The 14,913-nt window shown below is 67.6% G+C and carries 14 protein-coding genes; 6 read left to right on the forward strand and 8 right to left on the reverse strand.

Going from position 1 to position 14,913, the window contains the following annotated elements:
- Window positions 1-129 precede the first annotated feature (129 nt).
- Complete coding sequence (locus GGR71_RS13110; protein WP_160960086.1) at window positions 130-1,335, forward strand: acetyl-CoA C-acyltransferase; 1,206 nt, start codon at window positions 130-132, stop codon at window positions 1,333-1,335.
- 590 nt (window positions 1,336-1,925) lie between these two features.
- Here the strand turns inward: GGR71_RS13110 and galU are convergent.
- The 8 genes from galU to cmk all read right to left on the reverse strand — a co-directional run bounded on the left by galU (window position 1,926) and on the right by cmk (window position 10,228).
- On the reverse strand, window positions 1,926-2,807 hold the full coding sequence (gene galU / locus GGR71_RS13115; protein WP_160960088.1) for a UTP--glucose-1-phosphate uridylyltransferase GalU: 882 nt from the start codon (window positions 2,805-2,807) through the stop codon (window positions 1,926-1,928).
- A complete protein-coding gene (locus GGR71_RS13120) occupies window positions 2,807-4,717 on the reverse strand; it encodes a polysaccharide biosynthesis protein (RefSeq protein WP_160960091.1) in 1,911 nt (636 codons plus the stop codon). The genes galU and GGR71_RS13120 overlap by 1 nt, the downstream gene beginning before the upstream one ends.
- Window positions 4,717-5,706, reverse strand: a complete 990-nt coding sequence (locus tag GGR71_RS13125; protein ID WP_160960094.1) for an MraY family glycosyltransferase — start codon at window positions 5,704-5,706, stop codon at window positions 4,717-4,719. The genes GGR71_RS13120 and GGR71_RS13125 overlap by 1 nt, the downstream gene beginning before the upstream one ends.
- Window positions 5,706-6,884, reverse strand: coding sequence for a lipopolysaccharide assembly protein LapB (lapB, locus tag GGR71_RS13130; protein ID WP_160960097.1), 1,179 nt, complete (start codon window positions 6,882-6,884; stop codon window positions 5,706-5,708). The genes GGR71_RS13125 and lapB overlap by 1 nt, the downstream gene beginning before the upstream one ends.
- A gap of 6 nt (window positions 6,885-6,890) precedes the next feature.
- Entirely contained in the window at window positions 6,891-7,190 is a 300-nt protein-coding gene (locus GGR71_RS13135) for a LapA family protein (RefSeq protein ID WP_160960100.1), read from the reverse strand.
- Window positions 7,191-7,263: 73 nt separating this feature from the next.
- Window positions 7,264-7,569: an integration host factor subunit beta gene (locus GGR71_RS13140; RefSeq protein ID WP_010342890.1), complete on the reverse strand. Its 306-nt coding sequence runs from the start codon at window positions 7,567-7,569 to the stop codon at window positions 7,264-7,266.
- Window positions 7,570-7,649: 80 nt separating this feature from the next.
- On the reverse strand, window positions 7,650-9,329 hold the full coding sequence (rpsA, locus tag GGR71_RS13145; RefSeq protein WP_010342889.1) for a 30S ribosomal protein S1: 1,680 nt from the start codon (window positions 9,327-9,329) through the stop codon (window positions 7,650-7,652).
- 227 nt (window positions 9,330-9,556) lie between these two features.
- Entirely contained in the window at window positions 9,557-10,228 is a 672-nt protein-coding gene (cmk, locus tag GGR71_RS13150; protein WP_048490247.1) for a (d)CMP kinase, read from the reverse strand.
- A gap of 173 nt (window positions 10,229-10,401) precedes the next feature.
- Here cmk and ykgO point away from each other — a divergent pair, with 173 nt between their 5' ends.
- The 5 genes from ykgO to GGR71_RS13175 all read left to right on the forward strand — a co-directional run bounded on the left by ykgO (window position 10,402) and on the right by GGR71_RS13175 (window position 14,660).
- Window positions 10,402-10,527: a type B 50S ribosomal protein L36 gene (ykgO, locus tag GGR71_RS13155; RefSeq protein WP_010342887.1), complete on the forward strand. Its 126-nt coding sequence runs from the start codon at window positions 10,402-10,404 to the stop codon at window positions 10,525-10,527.
- Window positions 10,528-10,654: 127 nt separating this feature from the next.
- The gene (locus GGR71_RS13160; protein WP_048490248.1) at window positions 10,655-10,984 is read left to right on the forward strand and encodes a hypothetical protein; all 330 of its coding nucleotides are present in this window, start codon (window positions 10,655-10,657) and stop codon (window positions 10,982-10,984) included.
- 169 nt (window positions 10,985-11,153) lie between these two features.
- Window positions 11,154-12,191, forward strand: a complete 1,038-nt coding sequence (locus GGR71_RS13165) for an agmatine deiminase family protein (RefSeq protein WP_160960103.1) — start codon at window positions 11,154-11,156, stop codon at window positions 12,189-12,191.
- 144 nt (window positions 12,192-12,335) lie between these two features.
- The gene (locus GGR71_RS13170) at window positions 12,336-13,220 is read left to right on the forward strand and encodes a carbon-nitrogen hydrolase (RefSeq protein WP_152245731.1); all 885 of its coding nucleotides are present in this window, start codon (window positions 12,336-12,338) and stop codon (window positions 13,218-13,220) included.
- A 147-nt stretch (window positions 13,221-13,367) separates the two neighbouring features.
- Window positions 13,368-14,660: a TraB/GumN family protein gene (locus GGR71_RS13175; protein WP_160960106.1), complete on the forward strand. Its 1,293-nt coding sequence runs from the start codon at window positions 13,368-13,370 to the stop codon at window positions 14,658-14,660.
- Window positions 14,661-14,913: the final 253 nt, after the last annotated feature.

Here is a 14,913-nt window from a genome sequence, read left to right on the forward strand (position 1 = left end):
ATCCCCAATACCTGATGCCACCCTCGCCTCCCACCATTTATCAGCCGGGCAAGAAGCATTCGACGCCGGGATCCGCTCTGACGAATCCCGAATCCCGAATCCCCAATCCCGGCTTTCGGAGAAAGCCAAATGAGCAAACAGATCCAGGAAGCCTACATCGTCGCCGCCACCCGCACCCCGGTTGGCAAGGCGCCCAAGGGCATGTTCCGCAACACCCGTCCCGACGACATGCTGGCGCACGTGCTGCGCGCAGTGGTGGCGCAGGCGCCGGGCATCGACCCCTCGCGCATCGACGACGCGATCATCGGCTGCGCGATGCCCGAGGGCGAGCAAGGCATGAACGTGGCGCGCATCGGCGTGCTGCTGGCCGGCCTGCCGAACTCGGTGGCCGGGCAGACCATCAACCGCTTCTGCTCCTCGGGCATCCAGGCGGTGGCGCTGGCCGCCGACCAGATCCGCCTGGGCAACGCCGACCTGATGCTGGCCGGCGGCACCGAATCGATGTCGATGGTGCCGATGATGGGCAACAAGGTGGCGCTGTCGCCGAGCGTGTTCGCCGACGACCACGTGGCGATCGCCTACGGCATGGGCATCACCGCCGAGAAGGTGGCCGAGGAGTGGAAGGTGTCGCGCGAGGACCAGGATGCGTTCGCCCTCGCCTCGCACCAGAAGGCCATCGCCGCGATCGCCGCCGGCGAGTTCCGCGACGAGATCAGCCCCTACGAGATCCTCTCGCACCAGCCCGACCTGGCGGGCAACGTCATCGCGCTGCGCAAGAAGCTGGTCGACACCGACGAAGGCCCGCGCCCCGACAGCTCCATCGAGGGCCTGGCCAAGCTGCGCCCGGTGTTCCGCAACGGCCAGTTCGGCGGCAGCGTCACCGCCGGCAACTCCTCGCAGATGAGCGATGGCGCCGGCGCGGTGCTGCTGGCCTCCGAACAGGCGATCAAGGACTACGGACTGACTCCGCTGGCCCGCTTCGTCAGCTTCTCGGTCGCCGGCGTGCGTCCGGAAGTGATGGGCATCGGCCCGATCGAGGCGATTCCGAAGGCGCTCAAGCAGGCCGGGCTGAGCAAGGACCAGTTGGACTGGATCGAGCTCAACGAAGCCTTCGCCGCGCAGTCGCTGGCGGTGATCCGCGACAGCGGCCTGGATCCGTCCAAGGTCAACCCGCTGGGCGGCGCCATCGCCCTGGGCCATCCGCTCGGTGCCACCGGCGCGATCCGCACCGCCACCCTGGTGCACGGCCTACGCCGGCGTCAGCAGAAGTACGGCATGGTCACCATGTGCATCGGCACCGGCATGGGCGCCGCGGGGATCATCGAGGCGCTGTAAGCGCCGCACTTGGGTGGGTGGATTAGCCCCTCTCCCGCCGGGAGAGGGGTTGGGTGAGGGCTGCGGGCACTGAAGCGCCCGCGCTGACCTGTACATGCGAGGCTTCGCCCGGACCCTCATCCGCCCCTGCGGGGCACCTTCTCCCGACGGGAGAAGGGACACGCCATAGCCCCTCTCCCGCCGGGAGAGGGGTTCGGGTGAAGGCCGGGGCACTGAAGCGCCCGCGCTGACCTGCCCATGCGAGGCTTCGCCCGGACCCTCATCCGCCCCTGCGGGGCACCTTCTCCCGACGGGAGAAGGAACACGCCATAGCCCCTCTCCCGCCGGGAGAGGGGTTTGGGTGAGGGCCGGGCGCACTGAAGCGCCCGAGCTGACCTGCCCATGCGAGGCTTCGCCCGGACCCTCATCCGCCCCTGTGTGTCCCTTCTCGCGACGGGAGAAGGGACACGCCATAGCCCCTCTCCCACCGGGAGAGGGGTTGGGGTGAGGGTACGGCGCAAGCACGTAGTGCGGAAACCGGTGCGCAAAAAAGGCAGCCTCGCGGCTGCCTTTTCCTTTTCAACCGGGTTGCCGCAAGGGCACCGCCAGGCTCACTCCTCAGCGAGCATCTGCGTGAGCTTCTCGCGCGCCGGCTTGGCCAGCTTCTTGTTTTCCAGCGCAAAGCGGATGGTCGCCTCGACCAGGCCCAGGTGGGTACCGCAGTCGAAGCGGGTGCCCTCGAAGCGGTAGGCGTCGACCTCTTCGCTCTTCAGCAGTGCGGCGATGGCGTCGGTCAGCTGGATTTCGCCGCCGGCGCCGGTGCCGGTGCTTTCCAGCAGTTCGAAGATCTTCGAGCTGAGCACGTAGCGCCCGACCACCGCCAGATCGCTCGGCGCGTCTTCCGGCTTGGGCTTTTCGACGATCTGCGCGATGCGGCCCTTGCGGCCATCGAAGGCCTCGGTGGCCACGATGCCGTAGCTGGCGGTGTTCTCGTGCGGCACGTCTTCGACCGCGATCACGCTGGCGCCGCTGCGCTCGTTGAGATCGGCCATCTGCTTCAGCGCGCCGTCGCCACGGTTCCAGATCAGGTCGTCCGGCAGCAGCACCGCGAACGGCTCGTCGCCGATCACCGACTTGGCGCACAGCACCGCGTGGCCCAGGCCCAACGCTTCGGCCTGGGTCACGAAGATCGCGCGCACGCCCTCGGGCAGCACGTGGCGGATCATTTCCAGCTGCTCGTGCTTGCCGGCACGCTCCAGCTTCTGCTCCAGTTCGTAGGCCTTGTCGAAATAATCCGCGACCGCGTGCTTGTAGCGGTTGGTGACGAAGATCAGGGTGTCGCAACCGGCCTCGATCGCCTCGTCCACCGCGTACTGGATCAAGGGCCGATCGATGATCGGCAGCATTTCCTTGGGGACGGTCTTGGTGGCGGGAAGGAAGCGGGTACCCAAACCTGCGACCGGGAATACTGCCTTGCGGATTCTCTTGCTCATCAGAGCCTTCTGGCCTCGCGTGCGGGGAATGGAACGATGGTAGCGGAGCCGTCGTGATCGTCTTGCTGACGCAAGGGCGCGAACTCCGGCATGGTCATGCGCAACACCTTCTCGATGGTGTCGCTGTCGTAGTCGGCCACCGCCGCGCGCAATTGCTGCACACCGCGCAACACGTCCTCGCGCGAGAAGCTGCGCACGCCGGCTTCCAGGATCTTCGGATGCGACGTCGGCCGATAGTTTTCGTCGGCGTAGAACAAGGTCTCGTGCAGCTTCTCGCCCGGACGCAGGCCGGTGTAGACGATGGCGATGTCGCGCCCGGGCTGCTTGCCCGCCAGGCGGATCATCTGCTCGGCGAGCAGGCGGATCGGCACCGGCTCGCCCATGTCCAGGGTATAGATCGCGCCATGCGATGCCGAGGCCGCCGCCTGCACGATCAGCTGGCTGGCTTCGGGAATGGTCATGAAGTAGCGGGTCACCTGCGGATCGGTGACCGTCACCGGGCCGCCCTGGCGGATCTGCTCGCGGAACAGCGGCACCACGCTGCCGGCCGAATCCAGCACATTGCCGAAGCGCACCGTCACGAAGCGCGTGCTCACCGCCTGGTCGTCCAGCGACTGGCACACCATCTCGGCATAACGCTTGGACGCGCCCAGCAGGTTGACCGGATTGACCGCCTTGTCGGTGGAGATGAACACGAAGGTCGAGACCTTGGCCGCGACGCAGGCACGCGCCACGTTCTCGGTGGCCAGCACGTTGTTGCGCACCGCTTCGCGGCACTGCCGTTCCAGCAGCGGCACCTGCTTGTAGGCGGCGGCATGGAACACCGCGTCCGGCTCGGCGACCTGCATCGCGTGGCGGATCACCGCCGGATCGCCGCAATCGCCCAGCACGCAGTCGATTTCCAGATCGGGAAAGGTGCGATGCAGGTCGGCATGGATGGTGATCAGCGCCAGTTCGTTGATCTCCAGCAACACGATCTTGCGCGCGCCATGACGCGCGCACTGCCGGCACAGTTCCGAGCCGATCGAACCGCCGGCACCGGTGACCAGCACGGTGCGCCCGGACAGCCAGCCCTTGATCAGCTTCCAATCCGGCGTCACCGGCTTGCGCCCGAGCAGGTCCTCGATCGCGACCTCCTTGAGTTCGCCCGGCAGGTAATGGCCCTCGAGCACGTCGACCAATCGCGGCACGGTGCGGAACGGCAGACCGGTGCTCTCGCAGATCGCCACCACACGCTGCATCCCGGCCGCGTCCAGCGACGGGATCGCGATGACCAGCAACTTGGCCGCGGTTTCCTTGGCGATCGCGCCGGCTTCGTCGATGCGGCCCAGGATCGGCAGGCCCTGCAGCTTGGCGCCGTGCAGGTGACCGGCGTCGTCGACGAAACCAACGGGCTGGTAGGCACCGGACCGCCGCAGGTCGCGCACCAGCGCCTCGGCCGCGCGGCCGGCGCCGACGATCAGCACGCGCCGTGCGGTGTCGTCCGAATGCGCGATCTGATAATCCTTCCACGCGCGGTACAGCAGGCGCGGCGCGCCCAGCAGCGCCGACAACGCGAACGGATACACCATCAGCACCGACAGCGGAATGGCGTCGAAGCGGCTGTAGGCCAGCCCCAGCACGATCGCCACCAGGCCATAGAAGCTGGCCTTGAAGATATTGAGCAGGTCGGGAACGCTGGCGAAGCGCCACAGGCCGCGGTACAGGCCGACCTTCCAGAACACCAGCCCCTGCGCCACCAGCACGATGGCGGTGTTGAGATTCCACAGCGGCAACGGATGCTCGCCGGGAAGCATGGTGTAGCGCGCGGCGTGCAGCAGTTGCCAGCAGATCCAGACGATGGCCAGATCGTGGACGACCACGGAGGCCTTGGGAAACAACTCGGTGACTCGGTCGCGCGTGGAAAGCATCAGTGATCCGTAAGAGTTCGGCGCATCCGGTTGCGCAAGGCCAGCCAAAGCACACCTGCCGAACAGAACCAGGCGATCGTCAGACCAGCCTGCAAACCCACATCCAGCGGTCTGCCCAGCCGCGCAATTGTAATCGCGACAATGCTGAACAAACCGTAGGCGAGCGTGACGACAGTATGGCTACTGCCGGTGTGTACCCAACGCTGATAGAAATGTTGCGCGTGCGGTTGCCACCAGCGTTCGCCGGCGAGCATGCGCGAGGCGAGCGTGAAGCCTGCGTCGATGGCGAAGGCCGACAGCGGCAAGGCCGGCAGCCACGGCGCCTGTCCATCGGCAACGATGCACCAGGCGAACAGCGCGGCGATCAGGTAGCCGAGCGCGCCGCTGCCGACATCGCCGAGGAAAATGCGCGCCCGTGGGTAGTTGAACGGCAAAAATCCCGCGCAGGCCACCAGCACTACCCAGCATGGCCAACGCAACGGCGCGGGCAGCAAGCTGGCGAATCCCAGGGCGGCGAGCATGGCCTGGCTGCCGGCCAAACCATTGATGCCATCCATGAAGTTCCAGATATTGATTAGCGAAACCGTTGCCAACCACATGAGCGCGACCATCCACAGCGGTTGGTTCGCCTTGTAGACAAGTGCAGCCAGCAAGCTTGCGGCCACTGCATGCACCAGCAGTCGCAGTCCCGCCGACAGCGAGCGATGGTCGTCCCACCAGCCAATGCCGGCGACCAGCAGCAGGCCGGCCGCAACGATGGCGATGCCTGCGCCATGCTGCGGCCACTGCAGCGCCGCCCAGGCGCAGGCCAGCAGGACCGCCGCCACGATCGCCACGCCACCGCCGCGCGGCGTCGCCACGGTGTGGCTGCGCCGCTCGCCGGGCGCGTCCATCAGCTTGCGCTTGAGCGCGTATTGGCGCGACAGCCAGGTGCCTGCCGCGCTGAATACCCCGAGCGCCAAGAGCAGCGCGGCTCCTGCGATGGGCACTACACCACCGCGTAGTTGAGCAGCGGCTTGACCGTGCCCCACTCCTTGCAACTGGGGCATTGCCAGTGATGGGTCCGCGCGCCGAAGCCGCAGCGGGTGCAGCGATAGCTGGGATTGCGCACCAGCAACTGGTCGGTGATGTGCTTGAGGTCCTGCAGGGTCGCGGTGGAGTCCGCGCCCTCGGCCAGGGTCAGGTCGATCAGCGCCGACTCGCCACGCACCGACGGCCGGTCCTTGAGCTGCCGGCCCAGGTAGGAGCGCGCGGCGGAAATGCCTTCCTGCGACTCCATCAGGCGGGTCAGCGCCAGCACCGGAGCGATGCCGCGGTAATGCTCGGTCATCTCCGACAGGAACGCGCGCGCGCCGCTGAGATCGTGGCCGCGCCGGTAGCACTCCATCAGTGCCGGCATGATCTCCGGCAGGTAGTCCGGGTCGTGGCGCGCGGCACGCTCGAAGGCGCGGATGGCCGCCTCGTCGTTGCCGTCGTCGACGTCGATGCGCCCTTCCAGGATGCCGGCGCGCACCGACTTGGCGTCGGCCTGGTAGGCGCGCGCGATCGCCGCCCGCGCCAGGTCGTTCTTGCCGGAGGCGCGATAACGGTCGGCGAGCTCGCATTCGAACTGGGCGATCAGCTTGCCCATCGGCTCGCCGGTCACCTCTTCGTAGCGGGTGGCGTTGTCGATGGCCTTTTCCCAGTCGCGTTCGGCCTGGTAGATGCCGATCAGGTGCTTGAGCGCCTGCGGCGCACGCTGGTCGATCTGCGCCAGTTCGGTGAACACGGTTTCGGCGCGATCCAGCAGCCCCGACTTCATGTAGTCCTCGCCCAGCGCCAGCAAGGCCTGCACGCGCTGCGCGTCGCTCAGATCGCCGCGCTGGACCAGGCCCTGGTGCAGGCGGATGGCGCGGTCGACCTCACCGCGACGGCGGAACAGGTGGCCCAACGCGACCTGGGTCTCGAAGGTTTCCTTGTCCAGTTCGGCGATGTGCAGGAACAGCTCGATCGCCTTGTCCGGCTGCTCGTTGAGCAGATAGTTGAGGCCGCGGAAATAGGTGCTGGAGAGCCGGCTGACCTGGGTATCGCCATGGCGCTGGCCGCCACGGCGGCCGATCACCCAGCCGCTCAGCGCCGCCAGCGGCAGGAACAGGAAGAACCAGAACCACTCGGTCAGAAAGTCCATCGAAGATCAGCGTCCGTCCAAGGGCTGGTGGGCATGGGGAGAGACCGGCGCGACGGCCGGCGCAACGGCGCTCGCGGCCTTGTTGGCGCGACGCAGCTTGGCATACAGGGGAATCACCAGGGCCGCCAGCACCAGCGAGGCGCCGATCAGCACGCCGGCGAACAGCGAGACGATGATGGCGATGCCGGAGGTGGTGGCGATGCTGGAGAACACGAAGTTGATCTGGATCGGCTGCGAATTGAGCGACCCGATGACCAGGCCGGCCAACAGCAACACCAGCAGGATCAGCAGTCGTGCAATCTTCATGAGCAACTCCAGCGTCGGGAGACACTAGATTAGCCGAACAGGCGTGGATTCCGGCAAATGCCGGACGCCGGACTCAGGGCGTGTCGGATTCGACCGGAACGACGCCGCTCACGCGCTCGCGCAGCTCCTTGCCGGGCTTGAAATGCGGCACGTGCTTGCCGGGAAGCGCGACGGACTCGCCGGTCTTGGGATTGCGTCCCAGGCGCGGCGGCCGGTAATGCAGGGAAAAGCTGCCGAAGCCACGGATCTCGATGCGATCGCCGCCGGACAGGGCGCCGCCCATCATTTCCAACAACGACTTCACCGCCAGATCGACGTCGTCCGACTTCAGATGCGCCTGCTTGCGCGCCAGGATTTCGATCAGCTCGGATTTGGTCATTTACGGATGCGTGCAGTGGGGTCGCAACCTGGCACGGCCCGGGAACACCGGGCCGTGCCAGTAACGCTGCGTGTGGCGGATTACTCGGACTTGTTGCCGTTCAGCTGTGCACGCAGCAGCGCGCCCAGCTGGGTGGTGCCGCCCGACGCGGACTGGTATTCCTCCAGCACTTCGCGCATTTCGGCATCGTCCTTGGCCTTGATCGACAGCTGCAGGGTGCGGCCCTTGCGGTCCATGCCCACGAACTTGGCTTCGATCTTGTCGCCGACCTTCAGGTGCTGGCTGGCGTCGTCGACGCGCTCGTTGGCGATGTCGCGTGCGGCGACGTAGCCTTCGATGCCGTCGGCCAGGTCGATGGTGGCGCCCTTGGCGTCCACTTCACGCACCACGCCCTCGACCTTCGAGCCCTTCGGGTTGGCAGCCATGTACTGGCCGAACGGATCCTGCTCCAGCTGCTTGACGCCCAGGCTGATGCGCTCGCGCTCCGGGTCCACCGCCAGCACCACGGCTTCCAGCGTGTCGCCCTTCTTGAAGTTGCGCACGATGTCTTCGCCGGTGGTGTTCCAGCTGATGTCGGACAGGTGCACCAGGCCGTCGATGCCGCCGTCCAGGCCGATGAAGATGCCGAAGTCGGTGATCGACTTGATCTGGCCGGACACCTTGTCGTTCTTCTTGTGGGTGGCGGCGAAGGTCTCCCACGGATTGGCGGCGACCTGCTTCATGCCCAGCGAGATGCGGCGACGCTCTTCGTCCACGTCCAGCACCATCACTTCGACTTCGTCGCCGACCTGCACGACCTTGGACGGGTTGACGTTCTTGTTGGTCCAGTCCATCTCGGACACGTGCACCAGGCCTTCCACGCCCGGCTCGATCTCGACGAACGCGCCGTAATCGGTGACGTTGGAGACCTTGCCGAACACGCGGCTGTTGGCCGGGTAACGGCGGGCGATGTTGTCCCACGGATCCTCGCCCAGCTGCTTCAGGCCGAGGCTGACGCGGTTACGCTCGCGATCGAACTTCAGCACGCGCACGTCCAGCTCGTCGCCGACGTTGACCACTTCGGACGGATGACGCACGCGCTTCCAGGCCATGTCGGTGATGTGCAGCAGGCCGTCGATGCCGCCCAGGTCCACGAACGCGCCGTAGTCGGTCAGGTTCTTGACCACGCCCTTCAGGATCGCGCCTTCCTGCAGCTTGTCCATCAGCTGCTCGCGCTCTTCCGAGTGCTCGCTCTCGACCACCGCACGACGCGAGACCACCACGTTGTTGCGCTTGCGGTCCAGCTTGATCAGCTTGAACTCCAGTTCCTTGCCTTCCAGGTAGGCCGGGTCGCGCACCGGGCGCACATCCACCAGCGAACCGGGCAGGAACGCGCGGACATCCTTGATGTCCACGGTGAAACCACCCTTGACCTTGCCGCTGATGCGGCCGGTGATGGTCTCGTTCTTTTCCAACGCTTCTTCCAGCTCGTCCCACACCATGGCGCGCTTGGCCTTCTCGCGCGACAGCACGGTCTCGCCGAAGCCGTTCTCGAGCGAGTCGAGCGCGACCTTGACCAGGTCGCCTTCGGCGACGTCGATCTCGCCAGCGTCGTTACGGAACTGCTCGATCGGCACGATGCCTTCGGACTTCAGGCCGGCGTTGATCACCACCACGTCGCCGCGGACTTCCACGACGGTACCGGTGACGATGGCGCCGGGCTTCAGCTTGGCCAGATTGGCTTGGCTGGCTTCGAACAGTTCGGCAAAAGATTCGGTCATTTGAAATTACTCTAGTGGACACACGGACAGGGCGTTTTCTTCTGGAAAACCGCGACTGCCCACCTGTTAGTCGGCCCGAACAGCGGCCGGGTGTGGAATGGAAAAACCGCAGCGCGGGATTGCGCAGCGGAGCCTTTGACGCTATCGATGGAACATGGATGTTGCGGGTGTTGCGAGGAACCGGCGGCATGCATGCCGCCACTCTGCTGCCCTGCCCTGCGTGCTGCTCAGACCGGCAGCAACTGCAGGACGCGGCCTACCACTTGGTCGATGTCCATGCCGGTGGAATCGAGGAGGACGGCATCGTCTGCCGGCCTCAGCGGGGCCACCGCGCGTTGGGCATCGCGTGCGTCGCGGGCCATGATCTCGCGCAGCAGGTCGTCGAATATAACCGAAACCCCTTTTTCCTTCAACTGCTTATGCCGGCGCTGGGCGCGCTCTTCGGCGCTGGCGGTCAGGAACACCTTGTACGGGGCGTCCGGGAAAATCACCGTGCCCATGTCGCGGCCGTCGGCGACCAGCCCCGGCGGAGTGCGGAAGGCGCGCTGGCGCTGCTTCAGCGCCGCGCGCACCTCCGGAATGGCGGCGATCGCCGAGGCCACCGCGCCAGTGGTCTCCAGGCGCAGCTCGTCGGTGGCGTCGGCGCCGTTGATCCGGACCCGCAGTCCGCCGCCAGCGACCTCGTCGAACTCCACCCGGGTGTCGAAGGTGCAGCGCACCAGCGCGGCGGCATCGGAAATGTCCAGATTGGCCCAGCTGGCCGCGACCCCGACCGCCCGGTACAGCGCCCCCGAATCCAGGTAATGCCAACCAAGGCGGGCGGCGACGATGCGGCTGACGGTGCCTTTACCGGCCCCAGACGGGCCATCGATGGTCAGGACGGGAGCGGGCTCGTTCATGCGGTTCCTCGGACGGGGGGGCGGCGCATTGTAGCGCCGACGCCAGCCGGGCTGGCGCAAGCAGTTGAAACCATGAAGAAAACCAGGCTACAATCGCCGGCTTACTGATCCCGCGCCATGGTTTCGACCGTGCCGCCCTCCTTCGAATCCACAAGTTTACGCCGAGGTGTGCCATGAAAGTCCTGTCCTCCCTGAAGTCGGCGAAGGCCCGTCACCGCGACTGCAAGGTGGTCCGCCGCCGCGGCAAGGTCTTCGTGATCTGCAAGTCCAACCCCCGTTTCAAGGCGCGTCAGCGCTGATCCGACCCGGCCTGCCCTGCCGCGCCGCGCGCAGCGGTGGCCGGTCGTCGACGAAAGCCGCCTTCGGGCGGTTTTTTGTTGCCGAAGTTTGCTGTAATCGGCGTTCGTCCTCTGGGGAGTACACGTGATGAAGCATCGTCTGTCCGTCCTGCCGCTGCTGGCCGTGTTGGGCCTGGCCGGCGGCGCCCACGCCGAGACCCTGCTGGTCGAGCGGGTCAAGGAAGAACCCGCGGCGGCGATGCCGACCCGCGGCCTGAGCATGGCCCAGGTGCAGGCGCGCTACGGCGCCCCGCAACAGAAGCTGGAACCGCGCGGCGGCCAGAAGCGGCAGTGGCCGACCATCAACCGCTGGGTCTACCCGGCCTTCACCGTCTACTTCGAGAAGCAGAAGGTGGTGGACGTGGTCGCCAACAAGGCCGACGCCAACGAGATCGGGCCGAAGCCGGCGATCCGCTGACGCAGTTCCTGCGCCCGGTTGCGCATGTGCCTGGCCGATACCCCGGCGCTGCCGCGTCGCGACCGCCCTGTACCGCGTTCCTGCGCAACGCCCCCACGCCCACCGGTGCGGGGATATGAATGACACACGCCCTGGCGCGATGCCGGGCACAACCTGAGTAAAGGTCGCAATGTCTGATCGCCTTCGCCTTCCCGCGGAATGGGAACCCCAGTCCGCCATCCTGATCGCCTGGCCGCATGCCGGCACCGACTGGGCCGAGCGCCTGGCCGAGGTGGAGGAAACCTACATCGCCCTGGTCGCGGCGATCGTGCGCTTCCAGCGGGTGCTGATCTGCGTGGCCGACGCCGACCTGCAGATCTATGCAGAGGCGCGGCTGCGCTCGGCGCGGGTGGACATGCAGCGGGTGCGCTTCGTCGAGGCCGAGTACGACGACACCTGGCTGCGCGATTCCGGCCCGATCACCCTGGCGCGCGCCGGCGGCGGTTTCCAGTTGCTGGATTTCCGCTTCACCGGCTGGGGCGGCAAGTTCCAGGCCAGCCGCGACGACCAGTTGGTCAGCGTGCTGGCCGAGCAGAGCCTGTTCGCCGACAGCGACGTGCGCCGCATCGAGTTCGCCCTGGAAGGCGGCGCCATCGACTGCGACGGTGCCGGCACCCTGCTGACCACCTGGCAGTGCCTGCACGAGCGGCACCCGCAGCGCAGCCGCGAGTCGCTCAGCCACGACCTGGCCGACTGGCTGGCGCAGCAGCGCGTGCTGTGGCTGGATCACGGCTACCTGGAAGGCGACGACACCGACGCGCACATCGACACCCTCGCCCGCTTCGCCAGCACCGACGCGATCATCTACCAGGCCTGCGACGACGCCGGCGATTCGCACTACGCCGAGCTGCAGGCGATGGGCGCCGAACTGGCCGCGTTGCGTACCGCAGACGGCGCGCCCTATCGCCTGTTCCCGCTGCCGTGGGCGCAGCCGGTGATCGATGAGGGCCGGCGCCTGGCCGCGTCCTACGCCAACTTCCTGATCGTCAACGGCGCGGTGCTGATGCCCGCCTACGGCGACGCGGCCGATGCGCAGGCGCAGGCGGTGATGGCGCAGGCCTTCCCGCAGCACGAGATCGTGCCGATTCCCTGCCGCGCGCTGATCTGGCAGAACGGCAGCCTGCACTGCATCACCATGCAACTGCCGGCCGGACTGCTGGCGGACTGAACCGCCCGCGCCTGCGCCGCACGCCAGCGCGGCGCCGACCACACCCGCGCCGCCACCACGCGCGGCGCGGGATTCATCTCCCCGGAACCTGCCGCGCGGCCATCCGCGCTACCATGCCGGTTTACCGCGAACCTTGATTCCGCAATGAGCCGAAACACTCTTTCCGTCGCGCTGATCCAGGAGCGCAACCACGGCGACGCCGCGGCGAACCTGGCAGCGATCGAATCGCGTGTGGCCGAGGCCGCCGCGCAGGGCGCGCAGTTGGTGCTGCTGCAGGAACTGCACAACGGTGCGTACTTCTGCCAGCACGAGTCGGTGGACGAATTCGACCTGGCCGAGCCGATTCCCGGCCCCAGCACCGAGCGCCTGGGCGCGCTGGCCAAGCGCCACGGTGTGGTGCTGGTCGGCTCGCTGTTCGAGCGCCGCGCCGCCGGCCTGTACCACAACACCGCGGTGGTGTTCGAAAAGGACGGCAGCCTGCTTGGCAAGTACCGCAAGATGCACATCCCCGACGATCCGGGCTTCTACGAGAAGTTCTACTTCACCCCGGGCGATCTGGGCTTCACCCCGATCCAGACCTCGGTCGGCCGCCTCGGCGTGCTGGTGTGCTGGGACCAGTGGTACCCGGAAGCGGCGCGGCTGATGGCGCTGGCCGGCGCCGAGCTGCTGCTGTACCCGACCGCGATCGGCTGGGACCCCAGCGACGAACAGGCCGAGCAGGAACGCCAGCGCGATGCCTGGATCCTCAGCCATCGCGGCCATGCCGTGGCCAACGGCGTGCCGGTGCTGAGCTGCAACCGGGTCGGCCACGAACCCTCGCCACTGGGCGCGTCCGGCATCCAGTTCTGGGGCAACAGCCACGTGCTCGGCCCGCAGGGCGAGTTCATCGCCGAGGCCGGTGGCGAGCCCACGGTGCTGGTCTGCGACGTGGACCTGCAGCGCAGCGAGCACGTGCGGCGGATCTGGCCGTTCCTGCGCGACCGCCGCATCGATGCCTACGGCGACCTGCTGAAGCGCTACATCGACTGACCCGCAGTGGCCGTGCCGGGTCGTTGCGTGCGCTGCGCCGCTGGCTGCGACGCAGCGCGAACCGGCGGCAGGCGCCCATGCCCGTCGCGGCCGATGCCCTCACACCCCCATGCCCGCTGAGCCCCGGCGCCGACGAGGCGCCCTCCGATGAGTGATGGAATGAACGAACTTTCCCAGGCCGACGGCGACGACGCGCTGTTCGACGGCCAGCCCTACCGCATCGTCGAACGCGACGGCATCCGCTACACCCTGCTCGGCACTGCGCACGTGTCCCTGGCCAGCGTCGCGGCCGTGGAACGGGCGATCGGCAGCGGCCGTTTCGATGCGGTGGCGGTGGAACTGGATCCGCAACGCCTGCAGGCGCTGACCGACCCGGACGCGCTGACCAAGCTGGACCTGGTGCAGGTGATCCGCAAGGGCCGCGTGGCCCTGTTCGCCGCCAACCTCGCGTTGGCCGCCTACCAGCGGCGCCTGGCCGAGCAACTGGGCATCGAGCCCGGCGCCGAGCTCAAGCGCGCGGTGCTGCTGGCGCGCGAACGGCAGTTGCCGGTGTACCTGGTCGATCGCGAGGTCGGCCTGACCTTCAAGCGTGCCTCCAGCCGGCTCGGCTTCTTCGGCAAGCTGAAGCTGGCCAGCGGTCTGCTCGGCGGCCTGTTCGCCTCCGACGAGGTCGGCGAGGCGGAGATCGAGAAGCTCAAGCAGGGCGACATGCTCGAGGCCAGCTTCGGCGACTTCGCCAGCGAGAGTCCGGCGCTGTACGACACCATCATCGCCGAGCGCGACCGCTACATGGCCACGCGCCTGCGCGAGGAACAGGCGCAACAGCGCGCGCTGCCGCTGCCCGACAACGCCGAACCGCTGGAGGGCGCGCCGGCCATCGGCGTGCGCGAGGTGCTGGCGGTGGTCGGTGCCGGCCACCTCGCCGGCCTGGCGCGGCACCTGCAGGGAGACCAGGACGACCCGGCAACGCTGCGCACGGCGCTGGAGGAGGTGCACACCAAGAAGAAGGTGCCATGGATCACCCTGACCCTGACCGCGCTGGTACTGGGCGGCGTGGCCTGGGGTTACTGGCACGGCGGCTTCGCCCTGGGCACCGACCTGCTGCTGCAGTGGGTGCTGTTCACCGGCGGCCTGGCCGGGCTGGGCTGCATCCTGGCCGGCGGCCACCCGCTGAGCGTGATCGCCGGCGCGATCGCCGCGCCGCTGAAGCCGTTCCGCCCCGGCGTGCCGGCCGGCGCGTTCAGCGCCCTGGTCGAAGTGCACATGCGCAAGCCGGCCTATGGCGACTTCCTGGCCCTGCGCGACGACGCGCAGAACCTGCGCGGCTGGTACCGCAACCGCGTCTCGCGGGTGGTGCTGACCTTCCTGCTGACCAACCTGGGCAGCATGCTCGGCGTGTGGCTGGCCGGCTTCCGCATCTTCGGTAAGCTGGCGGGTTGAGGAACCCCGCGCGGCGGCCAACGTCGCCGCGCACGTTTCACCCTTGTGGGAGGGGCTTCAGCCCCGACGCCTCAGCGGTACGGCGTCGGGGCTGAAGCCCCTCCCACATGCGAGTTCCAGTAGCCACGTCGCATCCACTCAGTCGACAAGCTGGCGGGTTGAACGACCCGCGCGGCGGCGGCAACGTCATCGCACAGGTTCGCCCTTGTGGAAGGGACTTCAGTCCCGACGCTTCAGCGGTACGGCGTCGGGG

Source organism: Xanthomonas sp. F1, assembly GCF_014199855.1.